Source organism: Paenibacillus sp. JZ16 (assembly GCF_015326965.1).
Classification (GTDB): Bacteria; Bacillota; Bacilli; order Paenibacillales; family Paenibacillaceae; genus Paenibacillus_AQ.
Genome location: NZ_CP017659.1, coordinates 1,136,236 through 1,158,030 on the forward strand (window position 1 = coordinate 1,136,236; position 21,795 = coordinate 1,158,030).

Here is a 21,795-nt window from a genome sequence, read left to right on the forward strand (position 1 = left end):
ATGGAGGAGTCTTCCGTGAAAATTTTAGTCGTAGACGATGATTACGATATCCTGCAGCTTGTGACCATCCATTTGACGCGGGAAGGCTATACGGTTTTACAAGCTCATAACGGGAAGCACGCGCTGGAGCTTCTGGAAGAGTCGGAGGTAAACCTGGCCATCGTGGATGTCATGATGCCCGGGATGGATGGCTTCTCCCTGACTAGAATACTAACGAAAGAGCTCGACATTCCTGTCATCCTGCTGACCGCCAAGGGACAATTATCCGACAAGGAACAGGGGTTCAAATCAGGCTCCGAGGATTATCTTGTGAAGCCTTTTGAGCCAAAGGAGCTGCTGTTTCGGGTTGCCGTTGTTCTTCGCCGCTATGGCCGCGCAATGGAAAGTGTTTTGAAGGTCGGCAATGTGAAGATCAACCGGAACGATTTTGAAGTGATCATCAAGGATGAAACCATTCTCTTTCCTCTAAAAGAGTTTGAGCTGCTGACTATGCTGGCAGTACGGGCCAACAAAGTCACTCCCCGGTCCGTTCTTATCGAACAGGCATGGGGCGAGGATTATCAAGGCAACGAGATGACATTGAATACGCATATGAACCGGATTCGCGACCGTCTCAAACGTTACAACGCTTCCATCGAGATCCAGACCATCAGGGGCATTGGTTATAAATTAGAGGCGGCCGAATGAAAACATTATATCGGGAGTTTATATCCACAACACTGCTCATTCTAGGGATCAGCATCTTTATCGGATTTATTCTGGCAAACGTTGTCTACGTGATATTTACCAAAGAAGAAATCACGCAGCAAAACATGGAGGTTGCCGAACAAATCGTCCACGTTCTCGAGGAAATGCATGTATCGAGCCATACCGTACACCCCTTCCTTGAGTCCGTTGGACAACTAGGATACCAGATATATTTGGCTAACCGTTCCGGGGAGGCGTATTTTTTCGGTGAGCCTTTTGAGCATAGAAGGCTGCCTGACCACACCATGGACCAGGTGTTAAGCGGCACGCCGTATATGGGGAAAGACGGCATATGGGATCAGCTCTGGATGATGGGGCATTTCTCCAATGATATTAGAAACACCGTCGGGCTCCCCCTTCAAATCGGAAATCAGACTTATGCTCTATTCGTCAAACCGGCCAGCAAAATCCTATTTTCCGATATCCATATGATGCTGGCGGGATTTATCGTAGCTGTCGCCATCGTGAGCCTATTGGGTGTAATCAAAATGACCAAACGGCTAATTCACCCCATCTCGGAGCTGTCCGAAGCGACGAAAGCGATCACCAACGAAGATTTTACGTATTCGCTGGATATCCATCGTAAGGATGAGCTGGGCCAGTTGGCTGAGAACTTCCTGCGTATGCAGCAGCAGCTGCAGCATAATGACGTCGCCCGGAAGTCCTTCATCAGCAACGTGTCTCATGATTTTCAATCTCCATTAATGAATATTCAAGGGTATGGAGACCTGCTCCTTCTTCCGAATCTGGATGAGAAGACGCGGCTGCAGTATGCGGGTATCGTGAGCGATGAAGCTAGACGATTATCGAATCTGACCAAGCAGCTTCTGCTGATTACGTCCCTGGATCAATCCGGTTACCCGGTGAAAAAGAGCCCTCTCCGACTGGATCTGCAAATCAAGGAATCCATCAAAAAACATCAATGGAGTCTGCAGGACCGGAACCTGACCATCTCGTACAAATTAGATAAAGCCATGTTGTACTCCGATCGCGAGCTGCTGGCGATCGTGTGGGATAACTTGATAACGAACGCCATTAAGTACAACCAACCGAACGGCCATATCTTCATTTCCTGCACCACCGCCGGAAACAAGATCATCCTCACATTCGAGGACACCGGTGTCGGTCTGTCGGAGGCATCAGCCAAGCAAGTGTTCGAGCGCTTCTACCGGGTGGATGCAACCCGCAAGAAAGACGGGACAGGCCTTGGCCTGTCCATTGTTAAAGAAATCGTCACACTATTAAACGGAACCATAACGCTCGAGAGCGAGCTTGCGAAGGGTACGACCTTCACCGTTATTTTTCTAATGGAAGGACATGATGAATCATGGAACAAAAATGGAGTTTACGGTTAATTCGATATGCAGCGCTGTTCGGCATTTTTGGAACCTATCTTGGTTCCAAAATGTCTGGCGAGATGGATTACTCCCTTCGTCCGATCCACGCCCACATTTTACTGGTCGGCTGGTTGTCGGTATTTGCTTGGGGAATCTTCTACAAGGCATACAAAGTAAGATATAAGAAACTGGTTGCTGTCCACGGCTGGCTGGCGATCCTGGGGTCCTTCGGCTTAACGTTCGGAATGTGGATGTACAATTTCAATCCTTTTCAGCTGGACGACAGTTTGGTTTTGGTCTTGTTTATTGTGGGCGGTTCGCTCCTGCTGCTTGCCTTTCTGTTATTTGCCATCATTACATTTTTTACGGAAAAAGAACAACAATAAGCTTCTTCTAAATAGAAAACAGCCAATCCCTCTCCAAGCGAAGGATTGGCTGTTTTTCATTAGTGGATGCTGCGTCAATTTTATGAATCATCAAGGATTGAATTATAGATTTCTATAGGAATAGTGCTTCTTGTGTTGTTACGCAAACATCTCAATGCCAAGGAAAAGGAGCAGACCGCTAACACTTGCATAAGCACTGATGATGTGCTGTTTGGAATCTTTCTTATAGCGTCTTTCAACAACGGAACGGAAAGCGTGTAGAACAGCTACCACAAGTATAACGTCCTGATAAGCCGACGATCTCCACTCCCAAACAATCCTCATGAAGTAAAGGGCGGTTAGGGACAAAGCTATGATGATCAACTCCCCAATCAGATGAAATCGATTGATATGCTTATAGAGCAGCTGATTTGAATCGTTGGATACCTTGAGCTTTTTTTTGATCCATAAGTACCCGGAGACGAATACGATCGAATATAAAATGAGACTGAGTAAGAGCATGCTAAAGTCACCCCTTTCCAAAGTTAGCGGCCGTGCAACAGCTGGTATTCCCGTAAAGGCGGTTGCAACGGGTTTAACCGAAGCACCTGGACACAAAGTATAACTTTTGGCATTGCAGGATAGTAAGAGGAATATAATACTCTTAAAAATAAACTACCAATTAAAGAGGAGAAATGTATGGAAGAGAGTATGCTCTACATATTATCCATTATCGTCACTTTTATGTTTATTTCTATCGCCGTTTTTCAGGTGTTGCTCGCGCTTGGTTTGCCTTTAGGCGAATTTGCAATGGGTGGATATTATAAAGTGCTGCCCTACAAATTACGTGTTGTAAGTGCTATAAACGCTATTATTCTTCTCGTTATGGGAGTTGTTTTTTTGCAGCATACTAACGTCATCAATATCTTTAATGTTCTGCCTACGAATATTTTGGTTTGGGTAATTACTGTATTTCTTGGCATAAATACGATAGCAAATCTAATATCCAGAAGTACAAAAGAAAAATATGTAATGACACCATTATCGAGCATTGCGTTTATATTGTGTTTCATGATCTCTTTATCATAAAGTTTTCAATGCATACAGTTGCGAAACGATCCGGTCGAGTCTATCTTTGATGAGGATCGCCTCTGCATATCGGACAGGAATTCCTTCATACCCATAATAGATACCTGCCAATCCACCGGCAATAGCTCCGATCGTATCCGAATCATCTCCTAGATTTGCCGCCTTTTGAACGACTCCTGCAAAATCCGACGTATGGAGCAAAATATGCAGTACCCACCGGAAGGTATGGACCACATAACCGCTTGCCGGGCAGTCCGGCTGTGCTTCAATGATGCCTTCGTAATCGCTACCCACCACCTCGGACATGATGGCTGCTCTTAAATGTTCACCCTGCAGAAGGCGCTGGGCCATTCGGTTGTACATGACGCAGACTTCGGCACACCTTGGATCATAATGCGTCATCCGTGACTGTATGATGGTCACTCGGTCAATGTCCGCCGGATCCTTGTAGGCAAGTGCTGCAGGCAGGCATCGCATGAGGGAGCCATTCCCGCCGCTTTGCCCCATATCCATGTGCGCCACAAAGGCCGCTTCGAACCAGTCTCCCTCATACTTTTGAAAAACATGACGGATGATATTCCCGATGTCTTTGGGCCTCGAACGGTACCATTCCATGAAGAAACGCCCGATCGCCTCCATTGGCTCTCCTGGATTTTCGTGAATTCCTGCTGCCACGCACAGCGTCATCATCGTATCGTCGGTCACTTCGCCCGGTTCCAGCTGCCACACCCCGCCGCCGATGATCTCCGTCAAATAGCCGTGCTTCTCCTTAATCTCCTGCACACTCATAAACTCCGTCGTTCCGCCAAGCGCGTCGCCTACAGCCACTCCATACAGGCCGCCTTTGATTCGGTTATATAATATATTGTCCATACAACCACCTCGTATCTGTTCATTAAATAAGAAATCCATTAAGTTAATTATAACAAAATGGACAGTGGTCATCTTCTAAATATAAAGAAATGGGGCATCGGTAAATTAAAAAAGCCGCGATTTTCGCGACTTCGGCTGCGCATATGCTCTAACCATCCCGATTCGTAAAGTTATTTGTGCTGGAAGTTCCCCCCCTGGGAATGAGGGAGAACCGACTATTTTTTTAGCCGGCCCTTCTTCACATAACCTTATCGATCGTGCGAGATTATGTCTCTTGTGCAGTAAGTACATGTTCCGGCGCTTTTTGGTTCATGATCGGCACCATGACGAGTGAGCCAAGAAGAAATAGTAATCCTGCTCCGCTATAGATCGTACTCAGCGAAAAGGCGTCCTTTAACGCGCCCGCGAAAGACATGGAAATGACCATCATCCCAACAAACATCGGATTCAGAACCCCATTCACCCGACCGACAATGGAAGCATGCGACCATTTCAGGATCATGGTACTGATCCCGATATGAATGCAAGGAAAAACAAGCCCATTTAGAAATTGAACGGTCAGCGTGACCGGAACACTAGTGGAATACCCCACAATGGTTGTACAGACCGCCCCTGCCAGCATGCCTATGGCAAGAAGAACCTGCGGCGGAACCCGCTTCGCGAAGACGGCCACGATCCCGCCCCCGATGAGCATGGCTGCGCCATTCACCATTAGCAGATATTGCAGGAACTCCTCGCTCCTGCCCAGCCGCTCCGTTACGATAAACAGGTTGAGCGCTTGGGCTACGCCAACAGCGAGTCCGGCGAGAATAAACGCAAGCCCGAGCATGCGCAGCACTTGACTTTGCCAAACATAGCGGAAGCCTTCAACGAAATCTTTACGGAATTGCCCTTTTACGGCGGCTGTTTGAGATTTCATATCATCCTCCGGCAGGCGAATCAGGACGAGCGCGGATAACAGAAAAACTACGCCCATTACAGCGATCGATGTTTCAAGGCCGAACGTGCTGTAAACAAATGTACCAAGCATAGGGCCAAGGACCATGAAGATGGCCATCAGCGATTGGAACAAAGCCATCCCTTGCTGCAGTTGTTCTTCAGACACGTGATACTTAAACAATCGCATACTTGAAGGTTGAGAGAACTGCGAAAGAATAGCTGAGATGAATGCGACAAGGTAGACGGATTGCCATGAACCGTAATGGATGGTCAGAAGCACTACGAATACCGATACCGCGGATAATAAATCGCACCAGATCATCGTTCGCTTTGGCTTCCATCGGTCCGCAAATGTACCTCCGATGAACGAAAAAACAAATATCGGGGCAAATTCTGCTACGCTGATTAGCGAAATAGCGTATGGATCATTATTGGTTCTATCCGCTACATACAGAAGGATAGCAAAATTACGTACCCAGATTCCGATCTGCAGAAGCACGCTTGATAATAAAATCGTCTGCAGGAACCGATTGCGAAGAAGGCTTGGTGCATTAGTGCTTGTGTCGTGCCTATTCAATCTTTTCAACCTCCAATTTGTCTATAAAAATGCCAGCTTGAGTCGTGGTATGTCTCTCCTTTCCAATCCTTATTATACGGACTTCATCATCGTTGACCTCCTCCTTAAGACTGAATTTACATATTCAATATTCGAATCTACTCACGACGTAAAGTACCATTTCATTTAACCAAAAAGCCACCAATAGCAGCTTTTGCATACTGATTAAATCGGGCTCGGAACCAGCGTTTGCCGTTAGTGTCAAGACATACTTGCCAGATGTTCCTCAAGACGGTCCATGGTCTATTCGGCACCTTGAACGGCATAGGTTTTCACCTTATCGAATACAGCGACCGTTTCCTCAAAAACGGTTTGATACGTCAAATGTGTCTTACCTTCCAGTTCCTCAACGCTTACTGACGCCAGAAAATGCGGAAACACGGCATGTTTGATAACGATTCGCTCGGGTTTAACGACCACAACAAACACGTTGGTGTTGGGAAAATCAACGCCATCAGGACCGTGCATAATAAACTCCCATGTACCACCCGGTTTCATATCAAACTGCTGAGTAGTCATCGTAAAACCTTGAGGCCCCACCACTTCGACAAGTGCTCCTGTTTTCGATCATAGCAGGTTATTCATTCATGGATTTCTTTCAGATTGCTCACTTCTATAACCCAATCGTCGCATACGATAACGCCCGATTTCGGAATATATTTTCTTGTCCATATCGGCTGACAAAAAAAGTCGCGATTTCCGCGACTTCGTATATGTCCTCATCCTCTGACCATGTCCTGCGACTTTCCTTACTTCACTTGCCTTCCTCATCGGCTGAGGGACCGTACATGCCCGGCACCGGAACATCAAGCAGCCGTAGATAAACTCCGAGCTGCGCCCGGTGGTGAACCATGTGACTTAAGCCGAAAGTGCGAAGCGCGATTGCACGCGGTTGACGCTGGAGAATATAGTCGCCGTTCCGCAAGATCCATTCCTCGGCGAGCGATTTCTCGTCGCATTCGGCTAACAGCTTATTAATCTGTATAACGTTCGCGTCAAATTCCTCCAGCACGTCTTCGCGTCTTTCCAAAGCTTCCCGCCGAATCGGCACGGATGAAAGATCGAATTCCGGGTATAGAAGAATCGCGACTTGCCAGTTCAGCAGGTTGATCAGATGCGTGGCGAGCCCGCCTAATGTCATTGATTTTACGTGGGGCTTCCAGGTCATATGCTCCTCGGGTAAGCACTCCAGAATTCGGCGCGTTTGAGCCAATTCATGTTCGGCATCTCCGATAATTAATGGTTTCGTCATAGTTTCCCTCTCCTTCTTTTATGGCAGACACAAGTGGGTTAAGATTACATCAAATATCTTCCCGTGATCGACTGCTCCGCATGGATGATCTTCGAAGGTGTGCCCTCGAATACCACTTGGCCACCCCGGCTCCCCCCGTCCGGTCCCATATCGATAATCCAATCCGCTTGACTGATCACGTCGAGGTTATGCTCGATGACGATCACCGTATTGCCTGCATCCACGAGACGGTTCATGATCCCAAGCAGGTCACCGATATCTGACATATGTAGGCCCGTCGTCGGCTCATCCATCACGTAGATGCTCCCCTTCTTATACAGCTCGCTTGCCAGCTTGATCCGCTGGCATTCCCCGCCTGAGAGCGTACTGAGCGGCTGGCCGAGTGTAATATAGTTCAGCCCTACATCACTCATTGCTTGCAGCTTGCGCACAACCTCTTTTAGTTCAAAAAATTCCAATGCCTGCTCCACCGTCATCTCCAGCACTTCTGCAATGGATTTGCCGTTTAATTTGTACTCGAGCACCTCTTCCTTAAACCGTCTGCCTCCGCATACTTCGCATGGCAGCTTCACGTTCTCGAGGAATGCAAGATCTGTATACACTACACCCAGCCCTTGACAGTTATCGCAAGCCCCTTTGGAGTTGAAGCTGAACAAACCTTGATTGACCTTGTTTGCAGAAGCAAACGCTTTGCGAACATCGTCCATTATGCCCGTATAGGTTGCAGGATTCGAGCGTGTTGACACGCCTACCGCCGATTGGTCAATGACAATCGCATCCGGATGGTGGCTGAGGAATACTTCGTTAATCAGCGTACTCTTGCCAGAGCCTGCAACGCCAGTAACGACGGTCAGTACGCCGGTTGGAATATCTAAACTCACGTTCTGAAGGTTGTGAAGTGTGGCATCCTGGATAGATAGCTTGCCGGAGGGTTGCCTGCAATCTTGTTTCAGCTGCAGCGGCCGCTTCATATGAGTGCCTGTCAGCGTGCCTGCCTCCAATAAGCCTTCGAAGCTTCCTTCATATACGATCGTCCCGCCGCGGCTGCCGGCGTGAGGTCCTACGTCTACGATATGATCCGCCACCTTGATCACATCGGGATCATGCTCGACAACAATCACGGTATTGCCCTTGTCGCGCAGTTTCTGAAGCAATTCATTTAACCGGTGTACATCACGGGGGTGTAGGCCCACGCTGGGCTCATCGAAGATGTAGGTGACATCTACCAGACTGCCGCTCAGGTGCTTCACCATCTTGACGCGTTGCGACTCGCCGCCGGACAAAGTGTCCGTTTCGCGATCCAGCGTCAGGTAGTCAAGCCCGATATCCACCAGATGCTGCAGCCGCTCCGTTAGTGACTTCACCATCGGCGCTGCGACCGCGTTGTCAATCTCCCGGATAACTCGAATGAGCTGACCAACCTCCATGGAGGACATTTCCGCAATGTTGAGTCCATTGATCCTGCAGCTAAGGGCTGCCTGACTTAGTCTGGCACCGCGGCAGCTGGAACACGGGCCCTCTGAAATGTAGGGTGCAACAGCTTTTTGTGTGCGCTCGGACTTCGTCTTCACATCCTGCTTGATGTATTTATTCGTGAACTTCTCAATGACGCCTTCTACTGTAATATTCGTTGCCTTGCCGGCGAAGTCCATCTTTACTTTCCTTGCCTTGGCGTACAGCAGCTGATCCAGTTCATCATCCGAATAGTCGTTCAGCTTCTTATCGAGATCAAAGTCCCCGGTCTGCACGATCATGTTCCACTCCCAGCCGTTCACCGAATAGTCCGGCAGCATAATAGCCCCCTCGTTGAGCGACTTTGACATATCCAGCGCCTTGCTCATATCGACGCCTAATTTCCGGCCAATCCCGTTACATTCGGGACACATGCCTTGCGGATCGTTAAACGAGAACATGTTCGCTTGTCCGACATAAGGCTGTCCCACTCGGGAAAAGAGAAGACGGAGAATGGGAGAAATATCGGTAATCGTGCCCATCGTGGAATGGGAACCGCCGCCTAGCCGCTTCTGATCAACGATTACAGCCATGCTCAGATTCTCGATCGCGTCCGCATCTGGCTGCGGATAACGAGGAAGAAAGTTACGCACGAACATACTGAAGTTCTCATTCAGCAAACGCGTGGATTCTGCGGCAATCGTATCGAAGACGATCGATGACTTGCCGGATCCGGATACCCCGGTGAATATCGTGATCTTCCGCTTGGGAATGCGCAAGGATACGTTCTTGAGATTGTTTTCCCTCGCAGCCGAGATTACGATATATTCCTGATTCGATTCGCTCATGGCTAACATCCTTCCGATCTGGGTTCAAACGCAACCTGTTTTGTAATATGAAGAGTGGGCTGAAGTGTGGTATGTATAAGCATATACTAATTGGACACCATTTAGTGACACAATGATTATAGGAAACTACTTCGTGTCATGTCAATCCATAATTTTGCTCATATTGAATTTTAGACAGGCATGCAAAAATGGCCCTCCCTTAAGGGAAGGCCATCTGTCAACTATGATCGAAAGACGGAACTATAGTTGCTCGGTCTGTGACTGTTTACTTTTACCAGGTGCAAACCAACCGAGAAGGGCTATCGCCACCAAGACACCATAGAAGATTATGGTCCAGACTGTGCTATGTGGGAAATGGTGATCTAACACCCCAATATCTTCATGGGCTAAGGTAATCACAGCGAGCTTGACACCGACCCATGCCACGATTGCATAAGCCGTGGTCTCCAGCGCTGGCCGTTGAGCAAGCAGCTTAACAAACCATGTGGCTGCAAATTTGATCAGAATAAGCCCGGCGATTCCGCCAAGCACAACAACCAAGAATTGACCTCCGTCCATACCACCGAAATCAGGAAGCGGTGAATCTGGGAGACCCAGTGCCAGAGCCACAGCAGCAAGAATGGAATCAATCGCAAAGGCCAGATCCGCAATCGCAATTTTGCTTACCGTTGGCCAGAAGCCTTTACCGGCAGCATCTTTCTTTATGTCCTCGCGAATATTTTTATTTTCCTTACCGAAACGTGCTTTGATGATGTGCTTTAATCCGAGGTACAGAAGATAAGCAGCTCCAATCGCCTGTATTTGCCAGACGTTCGCAATAAACGATATCGCAAATAAAGCCGCGAAGCGAAAAACAAAAGCCATAATGATCCCGTAATTGATCGCTTTCTTCTTCTGGTCCTCCGGTAAGTGCTTCGCGATAACTGCCAACACAAGGGCATTATCCGCCGATAGTAAACCTTCCAATCCAATAAGAATTAGTAATGCCCATGCATACTCTAGCCAAATTGACTCCAACAGTACTTCCCCTCTCTTATGTGCGATGCTCATGGTTAAACTTCTGGCTGAAAACATCTAATCTCCACTTTAAAGAGCAGAGGTTTTTCCCCAGTTTTGATTGTTCCATGACTTCCTTTCGTTATTACGTTGTCAAGTAACGTCTCGTTTCATTCATTTCAGGCCAAATTTTCAGATCCACGGTCAGCTTGGCGACTTCCCGAAGCCAGCATCAAAAATCCCCTTTTCAAAGGGGATTTTCCTATACATTCTTTTTTTGCTATTTTCGCCAAAAAGTTGTACAGTCAGCCTTATCCATAATATTAAACTCGATCATTTTCTCAAGTAATGAGAAGTCCACCGGTCTTTCCCACCGGATACGTACTAACTCTTTGGTGTGATCATAGCCAGCCTGTACAATTTCATCAGAAAAATGCTGAATCACTACTCTTTCAGGTGCAACAGCCAAATGTTGTTTGGCAATGCTAAAGCCGATGATAAATGTGCCGTGGTCGGTAAACATAGGCTGGTTCCACGCCATTTTCGGCATTAATTCCGGGAATTTTTTAGTTACCCAAGCCAAAACCTCTTCCGTACGTTCACGATGTTCAGGGTTATCAATATGTGCTAAATATTCTGCAAAGACTTCCATGTTGTTCCTCCTAATATGAAAATGATGTCGATCGGAGAAGCAACTATATATTCTCAACATATACGATCCCCACACAATTCTAATACAAGAGGATTTTCTTATGCAAGAGAGTTTTTTTATTTCTCCCATCAAGTTTTTTTTCAATATATAATGATATGTCTTGGTTTCTACGCTTTTGTATTCAAATAGAAAATGACCCCATATTGCGATTCACCTTTGTTATCATGGCCAATTTATCCACATTGTAATTAAACGCCCCTGGTTGGCATCAAAAGCGGAGCCTACGGGAATCTTAATGGTGCATTAAGATAAAAGTTCATTTGGCACAAAAAAACCTCCGCAGCCATTTCACAGGGAAGTTCCTACATCCCTAGAAAGTTGTAGAGGGTCCGGCCCGGTATTTCTTGTCATCCATATGTGCATGTTCTGACCTTTTTTTACATACCTATGAGAGAATACTCATGTTTTCAGGCGAAAGAAGGGATATCATGAAGACAAGATGGGGCATGGCTTTGTTGTTGCTCTTTATAATCGCGGCTATGATTCTTTACCAGCAGGTTCATGATCGTTCCAAAGTAGAAAACCTGTATACTGATGGGCAGCTTCGCATGGAAATACAAACCGTTCAATCTGTCGCAGAACCCATGAAAGAAACGTCCTTCCAGGTTTTCATTACCGAGCTGCCTGAGAAACCCATTGCTAATGCCGATATTAAACTAAACCTCAAGATGCCCGATATGTTTTGTGGTGTGTTTCCCGCCGAGATTGTCGAATCAAAGCCGGGTGTATACAGCGCAACGGCCGTACCTGTTATGCAAGGACTTTGGGAAGCGGAAGCGGTCCTTCGTTGGGAGGATCAAAATGTCACGGTGAGGACGTTGTTCAACGTTCGCTAGCCCTGCTTACCATAACCATGGGTGAATTCCCGGGATCCATCCGTTAGCGCTAATTCCTTTTAAAATGGAAAGCACCCCCATTAAAAAGGCCAGAAATCCGCCGAGTTTACGCATTCCTCTGCGCCACTTTTTCGTTAAACTGCCGGCGGACAGCGCCGTTAGGAGTAGAATGGGAAAAGTCGAAAGTCCAAATACCAGCATGATCAAGAGGCCTTCCAGACCAGATCCGGATGCCGCTGCATTCATGTGCATCGCATAGGTCAAACCGCATGGAAGAAAACCGAGCAGGAGGCCCGTTAGAAAAGTCGCAAACAACTCATACCGCTGACCAAGCCGTTCCAATTTCAGATGCAACAAAGAATGTCTCGGCAGATGCGCGTTATAAATGGGCAGTGTGTACCGACGAAATGTCCACAGCAGAATGAGCAGACCTCCAATGATGCTGGCCGCGCCTTGAAAGCCAACAAAGCTGCCAGCCACATCCAGGAAGGAGCCCACCATCCCCATAAAGCCTCCGATCACCGTGTACGTTGTCACTCTGCCAGCGTTGTAGGCTAACGTAGAAGCAAGCGGAGAACTGCTGGTTCGAAGGGCCAGAGAAGAAACGATCCCTCCGCACATCACCAGGCAATGCGGCGCCCCCATCAAGCCTGTCAGAGCTACTAACAGTAATCCGCTCCCCGTCCAGTCCATGTTCTCAACCCCCTTCCCGGCCGGACAATATACGCCGTTCTTCATAGGATCGCAAATCCATTCATTGTATGAAGGTGCGCGATTATTAAGAATAATTATTCTACTGAATCAGGTCCGAATACCGGCGCTAATTTTGATGAGGACAATTGCTCGCTTAGACCGAAATATTCGCAAAAATTCATAATCATCGGATTCCATTTCGAAGGATCGACATAGTTTGAATGGGCATCCATAAGAAGATCTGCCTCGACATGAACTTTATCGATGCGCACTTCGATGGCAACAAGTGAGCTTGGTTCTTCAAAAGGATGGAGCTTAACAAACCTGGCTTCCAGATGGACAGGGCATTCTTTCACACGCGGCGCTTGAACGAGCTGGGACGGAAGTGGTGTTAACCCTGCGACACCGAATTTGTTCGCCTCAAACTGATACCCCCTTGCTGCTTTCGACTCAGGGACCGGGTTGCGACCTGTTAACAGGGTCAGACGCTCAACTGCGGGAATCAAGTCAGTCGACGGGAGATTAAGCACGCACTCCCCTTCACGAATGATATTTTGAACAGTCTGAGACTTGCTGCTCATACCAAGCATGCATGATTGATTGAGCCACCAGGCTGAGGACATCGGAGCCAGGTTGGGTGTGCCGTCTTCGTTGATGGTACTTATCAACACGACCGAAGTCCCGAAATAATGAATTTTTGGATGTATGACTTTATGCATATCAGATTCCATCTCCTCGACATGATTTTTATGTAATGTATCACAAGCTCGTTATTGGAGCATAGGGTTATGGAATAAGACCGCAAGATATAAAAACTGGATCCCTACCATTCATTGTTGATTGAAAACAGCCGACCCTAAGGACGGCTGTTACAGGTCATATAATAAGAGCAGCTTTCATCACTGGTTTGTATGTTGCTTCTGCGAGCGAAGGGCCAGCAATAGAGCCACGGCGATGAGCACGAATGCGGCAAATGCCAGCATCGGAATGGTCAACCAACCGAACCAATTCAAATAGTCATTCAAGCAGGACACCGGCCCGCATGCGGCAATATCCGACTCTTTGGGGAGTTTTTGAATGATACTATGATATGTAGATATGCCTCCGCCAATGATGACAAGGGGTAGGATGTATGGGACAATGTGCGTCTTTTGCCGATATGCCGCGATTCCCAAGACAATGACTAATGGATACATGAAGATCCTTTGGTACCAACATAAGACGCATGGCGTAAAATGCCATACTTCACTAAGAAACAAACTTCCGCTAGTTGCCACAGCTGATACAGTCCATGCAAAAAACAGCCATACTCCCGTTTTATTCATTGTTCAAACGACCTCCCTTCTATTTTTGTTCTAGCCATCATACGAGATTTGGTCATATGTTTTCTCATTTTCTCTTAATTGTCAGTAAATGAAAATGGCTCCTTCGGGCTATAGATTCAAAAACACGTTCCTTTCAACTTCTCAATATCCTTATCCTCTCCTTAGATCAGATCATGAGTCAAAAAGACTGCCGGTAATAATACCGACAGTGTTAATTGCGCTCCAGGACACCAAGATTAAACAACTGGAGAAGAAATGCTTGCAAGTTCCTTAAACTCGTTAACATGATGAAGGGCATGCGAGATTTCATTACAACGAACAATCTTGCCGTTTTTTATTTCAAAAATCGCGATAAGCTCAATTAACCCCCGGGTTCCGCTTTTCTTGGTAACATCTACGGTGTATCGCAATGTCAAAGTTTGAAGCTCTTCGTCATAGAGGGTATCGTAAAATGGAGAAACGGTAATTTTGTCTACTGTAGCTTTTAATGCAGTTAGATGATTCTTAAATTCTTCCAAGTTTATCTTTTTGCCATCAGTCACTTGATAGTATCGGTTATGAAAATAATCGGGTATTTTAACAAAATCAAAATTAACTATAATGTCGTTATACATTTGCGATATAAAACGAATAGCTTCCTGCTTGTTCATTTTGGTCATCTCCTACAGAGTTATTTGGATTCCGAAGTCATCAGCAGCCACGTATTAAGAAAGCGAATAATCACATCGATTTCGTTATCATTAAAATGACTGAACAGTTCGTAGTACTTCTCTTCAGCTTGCTGATGCAGATTATCATGCTCTGCAGCCAACTGCTTCCCTTGATCTGTAGCCTCATAATAAATTTCTTTAAGATTGTCCGTTTTCTTTGCAGTCACGACTAAATCGTGTTGAATCAATGTATTTATGGCTTTGGTTATAGCGGATTTTGATAAATTTAATTCCGTTGCTAAAGACGTATTATTCAATTGACATGGGTGACGCTTTACTAAAGATAAGATGTGAAGTTGCGTCATGGACCAGTATTTTACTGAATCTGAACCAACAGCACTCTCGATCGACGTGTTCCGAGCCCGTAAACTTTTCTCTCTATTCATAATGAAATGTTGGACAGCTTCAATCGCTTCTTTACGTTTATTTGAGGTCATGGGAGTCACCTCCTATGAGAATATTGTTAACCATTCAACAATTATAGTTTACCGGTTAACAAAAATATGTCAAGAAACTAAGCTCATAAAACATATTGGGGAAAAGTAATAACAGGAAGACAAAAAAGCCGCCAAAATTGGCGACAGTAGATGGGTTCGAAGATGTTAGCTTAAAATAATACAACGTTGTCCACATAAGAACATACGATTGCTGCCGAAACAGCCTATTATTAATCTCTCTTAACATTCCAACTCTGTTACTCGATTCTAAAAAGCATAACTTTACTCATCAGCGCCAATGTTCACATCGGCCCCTTGCACTCTTGGCTGCCCGTCAATGTCCTGGGTACCGATGATCCCGTAATCCGTCGAACCCGCATCAATCGCTGGGGACGAAGATTGAAGATGAAAGTTACCTCCTGAAGCATTGACGAATGCAGGATCCTTGAAGAATGAATGCGCATCGTTGCCGGTTCCCGCTTGATATGCGGAAAAGCCAGCATAATCTTTGTTCTTCCATGTCCAGAAAGCATCCGTGCTACCGCCTGGTGAAAAATATAGATTGTAATCCACCACGTTACCTGAATTTTTTGTATATTCATTGTAGATCAGCACACCCGTTGAACTGGCCACAATGATATTGTTCTTAATCACGTTATTTTTCGTATCATACTGCACATAGAGCTGACCGCTGCCCTCACCTAAAAGATCGTTATTGTAGACGGTGTTGTTCACGATCTTGCAATTCACCGTTGACCCCCGTTCGTCGTCGTATCCACCCATGGCGATGCCCGTCAACCGGTTATTGTGCACCACGTTGCTTCGGATCGTAATATCACTGGTGGATTTGCCCGCATGCTCCGAGGCAATTTCAATGCCGATGTCATTGTTGTTGCTGTAGTTCTGCTCAATAATGCTGTCTTTACCGCCATCAACATAAATACCACCGGCTGCATTACTGTTATTCGGGAGTTTTTTCCCATAAGAAGGATTGTTGTTGGAGGAAATATTATATACCCGATTGCCTTTCACCAAACCATTTCGGGCCTGGTCGTATGCTTCTTCCGGCGCAGTTCCCTCGAAACCGATAATATCGATCCCGATGTTGTCGTTATCGTGAATGAGATTGTCCGTTACTTTAAACGTATCTACATTACCATTCAGCACCAGTGTTTCACTGGAACCCAAGATTAGATTGTACAGCTCATTCCCGTGAATCGTAATGTCATGAAGCGATTCCGGAGCTTTGGTGCCGTATACGGCGATACCATGAGCATCTCTGCCAAGCAAATCGCTGCCGATAGGTGTGACTGTGCTCTTGATATCATGGATTTTGTTATTCGTCAGATTTATAAAGCCGCCAGAACCTTGAACATAAATTCCAACAGGAACCGCGTTTCTGGAAGTCGTTGTATAGTTGCGAATCTCCAAGCCTTGAATCGTAATGTAATTCACATTGGTTAGCTCGACAAGCCCTTCGATCCCGTTGACTGAAAGTCCAGTACCATCGATGATAGCTTTCTCTGAACCATAGTTCTTGAAAGTTATGGGACCCTGCGAGGCTGTACCGGAACGTGTTATCTTGAGTTTTTGATTATATACGCCGCCCCGAACGTAAATCAAGCTGCCCGGATCAGCCTCCTCAGCCGCATGCTGCAGCGTCTTCCAAGGCGCAATCATCGTCCCTGGATTGGAGTCACTCCCGTCGGTAGCTACATAGTACTCAGTACCGGCTGCCGACACGGGGGAAGATTGTACATTTCCAGAATCCAAACCAAATACAGTTATGCTCAATCCCACCAGCAACGCCTTTACTAATTTCAACATCGTTCCTCATCTCCCATCTGTTCCTATTTATATTACATGGAGATCAATACTCGAGTCACTACGAATATGGGAAAGCCTAAAAGGCAGTGCGTTGTTTCAAGACATGTTTCGGCAATATGCCCGCTTCTTTATATAGAAGCTTCCCATCTTTGAAAACAAGGGTGGTCGGTATGCTCATAATCTGAAATTGGGAAGACGTCGCCGGGTTTTCGTCTACATTTACCTTAACTACTCTAATGGAATCTTTTGCCTCCCTTTCAAATTCCTCAAGAACAGGTGCAAACATTCTGCACGGACCACACCAGGAAGCCCAAAAATTCACTACGGTTACTCCGTCGGTTTGGATCATCCCTTTAAAAGTAGAATCTGTTGCGTGTTGAATCGCCATCATCATCATCCCTTCAAATTTTTCTTGTGTACATACTTAGATCCTGCATTCGAACCAGTACTTTGCCATAACGACCACTCTGTCGAACCGTTACTTTGCCGGACGGGTACGCTTGTTCCAAATAGTCTGCAACTAATTTCCGATTCTGCTCATCTGTAGCCAGACTGTGACTGCGAAGCCAGTTCATCATTTCCTCTAACGCCGCTTCTCTTGTAACTTCCGTCATTTTCGTTTCCCGTGTTATAAGAGACTCATAGGAATAGCCTTTGAGATACAGCAGATGAAGCAAATATCCGAACTCCAAGTGCTTCGATTGGAAGGGCTGACCGGTGATGAGCGGCCAGATTTCATTCACCAAACTGATTTCCATGGAGCCTGCCGGCATACTGATATAACAATAATCCCGGGCGCATTGTAGAATCTTTTCGATGCTATCCCAATCCAGAATGACCGGACACATCGAGACAAAAACCAGATCAAAGGCATTACTCCAGTCTCTAGCCAGCACGTCAATATCTTCAAAAGGTTCGGGCACAATCTTTACCTGGTCATCGGCGAATTTTGTGATATTTTCCTTCAGCAGTTCGATCAAGGGTAGAGAGGATTCTACAGCAGTAACGCGGGCCCCCCGCTCTGCAAACGGCACCGAGAATACTCCCGAAGCGGCGCCAATGTCCAGCACAGACGCGTTGTTGAATTGAACTCCTTGTCCTTCAATCCAATTCATGATCCGTGTGGTCCGTTTTCTTCCCTCTTCATTAAACGATTGCTCATTGAAAGTCTTCGCCTTGTGATCAAAGGCACGGGTCGGGTCGGTTCCGGCCTTTTTCATCTTGTTCACAACACGTTCGCCATGTTCTTTCCAAGCCTTTTCCCAAATAGCCTCATTAAAAAAATCATTCATAACTTCCATCTCTCTTTCCGTTATAGTTTCTGGTTGCGGTTGTGAAACCCGTCGACGCTTCCAATGATCACCACATCGAAAGTTGGTTGATTCATTGGTTTTTTCATTAATGGATCTATATTATCCATAATTATGATGCAAAACATGTATCCCTTATTGTTTAGTATACGCTCACTTCCCGAATGTTCCTGAGCCTGCTGTACTTCTGGAGAACAGCATGTCCCCTCCCCTCTTCCTAGCTCTTCTTCTTAAGATTGCTATTATTATGGATGTATAATATCCATAATAAACGAGTCAACTTCAATATGCAATACCATTTTTTAGCCATAGTCTGCTTCTGCCTTATGCTGACATTGAACATTTAACAATCTAACTTTCGATGTACCCATCAAAAACGTAACGTTTACTTCGGGGGCTGAATGGTATAACCGATTGTTAGACCATAGCAAAAGCAGCCGATCATTCAGATCGGCTGCTTTATGCTCAGATGTCACATGAACCTATACTTTGGTCGCCCCATTTAAGATTGTCTATTGTTAAACACAGATACCATAAAATATAAGTAGGCGGCATGTAACAGCAATCCGACCGAAAAGAAAACGATTGCCAACATAGGTTCATTCTGCGTGATCAGATAGGGCACTTTTGCAGGCCAATACGTTGGGAGCCAAGCGCCTAACACCTGCCAAGCTCCTGGAACGAAGTTGGCCACCACAGGTCCGGCTATGAACAGCCCTCCTATTTTAGATAAGGCTAATCCTTCTACCTTGTTCGCTGAGAAAGCGGCAAGGAACAACGAGAATATTGGAGCTTCCGATGCCAGCAACAGCAAAACACCCAATTTAGCCCAGTGAATATCCGATAAAGTCGAAAAGGACAGATATAGAATGGATAATACGGTGCATAACAGAAAAGGAAGCGTCACTCTATATAGCAAATAACCTTTACGCATTAGTGGGGTCACCGCATAATATGCAATCACATTCTCGTCGCGTTCATCGAGAATAAGGAGACCGGTGAGCATTCCTGTCAGCATGGGGATCGTAACAATTAATAACGATGCCGCAAAGCCGCGATACGGCTCCAAATGAAACGAATAGTTTACATCGAGCCAATTAACGGCAACCGGGAATCCAAACCTCGATAGAAACAAAAGCAGCAGCGGACCGAACATAGCTGCCATCAGAACGGGATCCTTCCACGCATGCCGTAGATCCATGATCATGAGGGCTTTATATCTCTCCATTAATGCCCCCTCCTTCACCTACGCGCATCAACACATGTCGAGTATAGGATCGCTGCGCCCAGATGTAAGCCGCAAAGTTCCAAATCAACAGAATACATATGGAATATAGAACGCTGCCAATAGATAAGCCGTCACTGGGAGACACAAGTAACCGGAGAGTTCCTTCGGTTGGAAGGACGAGAAACAGGTCTTCATGCCACAATTGAAGAAAACTTAACAATGGAAGGATGAATGGCAGCGCGTAGACCTGCACCATCAGAATAAAACCGTTAATTGTCCGTTGGCGTGCCGCCACGCCAATCGACAGCAAGGTCATGAAGGTTGATGTTAATACAATACCGGCAGAAAAAGCAAGCGGATATTCCGGGAGACTGCCGGTCGCCATATGAATCACCCAGCCTGCCGCAAGGGATAACACCGACAGGGACGCAGCCTTCGCCAGCAAATATTCCCGAATGTGTACCGGCGCTACAAACAACGGATCGTGGACGCCCTGGTCCCTCTCCAGCAGGACCATACCGCCTGCCATGATAAGCCCCAGGGCTGCGGGATCGCTGAATGTCAACACAATCGCTGTTGTCTCCTGGTAGGCCTCGGGTACGAATCGGAGCAAAATCCAATAACAGGTACAGACAAACATATAAACCCAATAGAATCCGTGGCGCCACTGGAAACGCAGATCGAATACAAATAAGCTTAGGCCCTTCATACAAGCTGCCTCCCGGTTACCTCAATAAAAATTTGTTCGAGCGACGCCTCTTGCGAATGAATGGTATCGAGGGGATAATCCTGTATCAGCTTAAGAAATTGGTTATTCTCACCGATGCCATCCAGAGAAAATACCGCTCCCTTTAATTCGCCATCCCTACTGTATTCGACTCGGACCTCCTTTCTTCCCTTACGAAGTTTCAACTCTCTGGGTGAATCGATTAATTTGATTTCACCGTCGACGATAAAGGCTACCCGATCGCAAAGTTCTTCTGCCGCTTGCATATTATGCGTTGTTATTAGAACCGTCTTGCCGGCAGCCTTTTTAGCAAGTATCAATTCCTTCATTCGGTGGGCATTGACCGGGTCTAATCCGGAAGTAGGTTCATCCAGAAATAGGATTTCTGGATCATGCTGTAACGCCCGACAGAAATTCAACCTCATCTTCATGCCCTTGGATAGCTGGGAAACCTTCATATTTGCGGCATCTGTTAGATCGACTTGTTCCAGCAATTTCATGGGATCCTCCGTCTCCCCCTTGTAAAGGGAACGAAAGAGCTTTAAATTGTCAAGAACCGAAAATTTACTGTAGAAGTTCGGGAATTCAAAAGCTACTCCAATTCGCTCATAATAATCGGGACCGGTATTCCTGATTTCGTTGCCCATGACTTTTATACTTCCTTGATAACCTTTCAGAACACCGATCAGCAGTTTTTGCGTCGTGCTTTTACCAGCGCCGGACGGGCCGAGAAAGCCAAAGATTTCGCCAGGCGGGATGACAAAATCAAGCCCATGCAGGGTGGGCTCTTTTCGATTCGGATACGTGTAATGAAGCCCTCTTACTTCGATCACAACGCTCCATCTCCCTTCAGCGCATTAGACACCGCAAGCATGCCGGCAGATAATAACTCGACTAGCAATTCGATCGTAGATGTAAATTGCTCCTCTCCAATCTCTTTTTGGTGCAGCGTAAGCAGTGCCAAGGATCTGATCATGCCCACGATGGATTCGGGTGCCGTACCAGGTAAAATGCCAGCCTTCTGCCAAGCCGTAATCACAGGCAAGAGCGCGTCTTGATCCTCCGTAAAGTTACGCTCCAGCAAGTCTTTCGGCAATTTCCTGAACAACAACTCCATCTCCCCGCGATCCATCATCTGGCGAAGCATTGGGCTCTCGTCCATCATCCTCAGTGAATATAAGAGAAACCGTTTAATGCTTTCCTTACTGCAGACCTCTTCAGGAGGGAATAAATCAAGAACGGCATTGCGAATTCGCTGCTCCTCCTCCAGAATCAGTTCATAATATAATTCCTCTTTCGATCCGAAAAACATGTAGAACGAGCCTTGGGCAATGCCGGCGGCCTTCGTCAGATCTTCAACACTCGTTTTGCGAAGGCCCGCCGTTTCGAAATGATGGCGTGCCTCCGTCAGCAGTTTTTGGCGTATCCATTCACGTTCTTCATCCGAGAATTTTTTGGGCATGTTGCATATCACAT

General features: G+C 46.4%; 24 protein-coding genes and 1 pseudogene. 5 read left to right on the forward strand and 20 right to left on the reverse strand.

Annotated features, from left to right (window positions below; translation table 11 throughout):
• The first annotated feature begins 15 nt into the window (after window positions 1-15).
• The 3 genes from BJP58_RS04970 to BJP58_RS04980 are packed head-to-tail and all read left to right on the forward strand — an operon-like array spanning window position 16 to window position 2,470.
• Complete coding sequence (locus tag BJP58_RS04970) at window positions 16-687, forward strand: response regulator transcription factor (RefSeq protein WP_194543040.1); 672 nt, start codon at window positions 16-18, stop codon at window positions 685-687.
• Entirely contained in the window at window positions 684-2,102 is a 1,419-nt protein-coding gene (locus BJP58_RS04975; protein ID WP_194543041.1) for a sensor histidine kinase, read from the forward strand. Before BJP58_RS04970 ends, BJP58_RS04975 begins: the two co-directional genes overlap by 4 nt.
• Window positions 2,075-2,470, forward strand: a complete 396-nt coding sequence (locus BJP58_RS04980; RefSeq protein ID WP_194543042.1) for a hypothetical protein — start codon at window positions 2,075-2,077, stop codon at window positions 2,468-2,470. Before BJP58_RS04975 ends, BJP58_RS04980 begins: the two co-directional genes overlap by 28 nt.
• A gap of 138 nt (window positions 2,471-2,608) precedes the next feature.
• Here the strand turns inward: BJP58_RS04980 and BJP58_RS04985 are convergent, their stop codons facing one another.
• On the reverse strand, window positions 2,609-2,971 hold the full coding sequence (locus tag BJP58_RS04985; RefSeq protein ID WP_194543043.1) for a DUF4181 domain-containing protein: 363 nt from the start codon (window positions 2,969-2,971) through the stop codon (window positions 2,609-2,611).
• A 177-nt stretch (window positions 2,972-3,148) separates the two neighbouring features.
• Between BJP58_RS04985 and BJP58_RS04990 the strand changes: the two genes are divergently transcribed.
• Entirely contained in the window at window positions 3,149-3,538 is a 390-nt protein-coding gene (locus tag BJP58_RS04990; protein WP_194543044.1) for a hypothetical protein, read from the forward strand.
• On the opposite strand, the gene BJP58_RS04995 is transcribed toward BJP58_RS04990, so the two are convergent.
• The 7 genes and pseudogenes from BJP58_RS04995 to BJP58_RS05025 form a co-directional block, all read right to left on the reverse strand.
• Entirely contained in the window at window positions 3,533-4,411 is an 879-nt protein-coding gene (locus BJP58_RS04995) for an ADP-ribosylglycohydrolase family protein (protein ID WP_194543045.1), read from the reverse strand. The two genes, BJP58_RS04990 and BJP58_RS04995, sit on opposite strands and share 6 nt — an antisense overlap.
• Window positions 4,412-4,676: 265 nt before the next feature.
• Window positions 4,677-5,927 carry an MFS transporter gene (locus BJP58_RS05000; protein ID WP_071220814.1) on the reverse strand — a complete coding sequence of 417 codons (1,251 nt, stop codon included), beginning with the start codon at window positions 5,925-5,927 and terminating at the stop codon, window positions 4,677-4,679.
• A gap of 282 nt (window positions 5,928-6,209) precedes the next feature.
• Window positions 6,210-6,529, reverse strand: a pseudogene (locus BJP58_RS05005) (SRPBCC domain-containing protein); the annotation flags it as partial.
• A 191-nt stretch (window positions 6,530-6,720) separates the two neighbouring features.
• Window positions 6,721-7,218: a DinB family protein gene (locus BJP58_RS05010; protein WP_194543047.1), complete on the reverse strand. Its 498-nt coding sequence runs from the start codon at window positions 7,216-7,218 to the stop codon at window positions 6,721-6,723.
• A 44-nt stretch (window positions 7,219-7,262) separates the two neighbouring features.
• Window positions 7,263-9,518 (reverse strand): ATP-binding cassette domain-containing protein, encoded by a 2,256-nt coding sequence (locus BJP58_RS05015; protein ID WP_194543048.1) that lies wholly within the window; start codon window positions 9,516-9,518, stop codon window positions 7,263-7,265.
• Between the two features lie 240 nt (window positions 9,519-9,758).
• Window positions 9,759-10,535, reverse strand: coding sequence for a TerC family protein (locus BJP58_RS05020; protein ID WP_194543049.1), 777 nt, complete (start codon window positions 10,533-10,535; stop codon window positions 9,759-9,761).
• Window positions 10,536-10,794: 259 nt separating this feature from the next.
• On the reverse strand, window positions 10,795-11,166 hold the full coding sequence (locus BJP58_RS05025) for an iron chaperone (RefSeq protein ID WP_194543050.1): 372 nt from the start codon (window positions 11,164-11,166) through the stop codon (window positions 10,795-10,797).
• A 488-nt stretch (window positions 11,167-11,654) separates the two neighbouring features.
• On the opposite strand from BJP58_RS05025, the gene BJP58_RS05030 reads away from it, so the two are divergent.
• A complete protein-coding gene (locus BJP58_RS05030; RefSeq protein WP_194543051.1) occupies window positions 11,655-12,062 on the forward strand; it encodes a FixH family protein in 408 nt (135 codons plus the stop codon).
• Between the two features lie 6 nt (window positions 12,063-12,068).
• Here BJP58_RS05030 and BJP58_RS05035 read toward each other — a convergent pair whose 3' ends face one another.
• From BJP58_RS05035 to BJP58_RS05090, 12 genes are all read right to left on the reverse strand, one after another.
• A complete protein-coding gene (locus tag BJP58_RS05035; protein WP_194544830.1) occupies window positions 12,069-12,755 on the reverse strand; it encodes a sulfite exporter TauE/SafE family protein in 687 nt (228 codons plus the stop codon).
• A 95-nt stretch (window positions 12,756-12,850) separates the two neighbouring features.
• Window positions 12,851-13,474 carry a flavin reductase family protein gene (locus BJP58_RS05040; protein ID WP_194543052.1) on the reverse strand — a complete coding sequence of 208 codons (624 nt, stop codon included), beginning with the start codon at window positions 13,472-13,474 and terminating at the stop codon, window positions 12,851-12,853.
• 180 nt (window positions 13,475-13,654) lie between these two features.
• The gene (locus BJP58_RS05045) at window positions 13,655-14,080 is read right to left on the reverse strand and encodes a disulfide oxidoreductase (protein ID WP_194543053.1); all 426 of its coding nucleotides are present in this window, start codon (window positions 14,078-14,080) and stop codon (window positions 13,655-13,657) included.
• 236 nt (window positions 14,081-14,316) lie between these two features.
• Window positions 14,317-14,730: a nuclear transport factor 2 family protein gene (locus tag BJP58_RS05050; protein ID WP_194543054.1), complete on the reverse strand. Its 414-nt coding sequence runs from the start codon at window positions 14,728-14,730 to the stop codon at window positions 14,317-14,319.
• Between the two features lie 20 nt (window positions 14,731-14,750).
• Entirely contained in the window at window positions 14,751-15,227 is a 477-nt protein-coding gene (locus BJP58_RS05055) for a MarR family transcriptional regulator (protein WP_233354968.1), read from the reverse strand.
• A gap of 282 nt (window positions 15,228-15,509) precedes the next feature.
• Entirely contained in the window at window positions 15,510-17,054 is a 1,545-nt protein-coding gene (locus BJP58_RS05060; RefSeq protein ID WP_194543055.1) for a right-handed parallel beta-helix repeat-containing protein, read from the reverse strand.
• Between the two features lie 76 nt (window positions 17,055-17,130).
• The gene (trxA, locus tag BJP58_RS05065; protein WP_194544832.1) at window positions 17,131-17,442 is read right to left on the reverse strand and encodes a thioredoxin; all 312 of its coding nucleotides are present in this window, start codon (window positions 17,440-17,442) and stop codon (window positions 17,131-17,133) included.
• 13 nt (window positions 17,443-17,455) lie between these two features.
• Window positions 17,456-18,346: a class I SAM-dependent methyltransferase gene (locus BJP58_RS05070; RefSeq protein ID WP_194543056.1), complete on the reverse strand. Its 891-nt coding sequence runs from the start codon at window positions 18,344-18,346 to the stop codon at window positions 17,456-17,458.
• Window positions 18,347-18,866: 520 nt separating this feature from the next.
• On the reverse strand, window positions 18,867-19,592 hold the full coding sequence (locus tag BJP58_RS05075; RefSeq protein WP_194543057.1) for an ABC transporter permease: 726 nt from the start codon (window positions 19,590-19,592) through the stop codon (window positions 18,867-18,869).
• Window positions 19,579-20,301: a fluoroquinolone export ABC transporter permease subunit gene (locus BJP58_RS05080; protein ID WP_194543058.1), complete on the reverse strand. Its 723-nt coding sequence runs from the start codon at window positions 20,299-20,301 to the stop codon at window positions 19,579-19,581. The genes BJP58_RS05075 and BJP58_RS05080 overlap by 14 nt, the downstream gene beginning before the upstream one ends.
• Complete coding sequence (locus BJP58_RS05085) at window positions 20,298-21,152, reverse strand: ABC transporter ATP-binding protein (protein ID WP_194543059.1); 855 nt, start codon at window positions 21,150-21,152, stop codon at window positions 20,298-20,300. Before BJP58_RS05085 ends, BJP58_RS05080 begins: the two co-directional genes overlap by 4 nt.
• Entirely contained in the window at window positions 21,149-21,781 is a 633-nt protein-coding gene (locus tag BJP58_RS05090) for a TetR/AcrR family transcriptional regulator (RefSeq protein ID WP_194543060.1), read from the reverse strand. The genes BJP58_RS05085 and BJP58_RS05090 overlap by 4 nt, the downstream gene beginning before the upstream one ends.
• Window positions 21,782-21,795 lie beyond the last annotated feature (14 nt).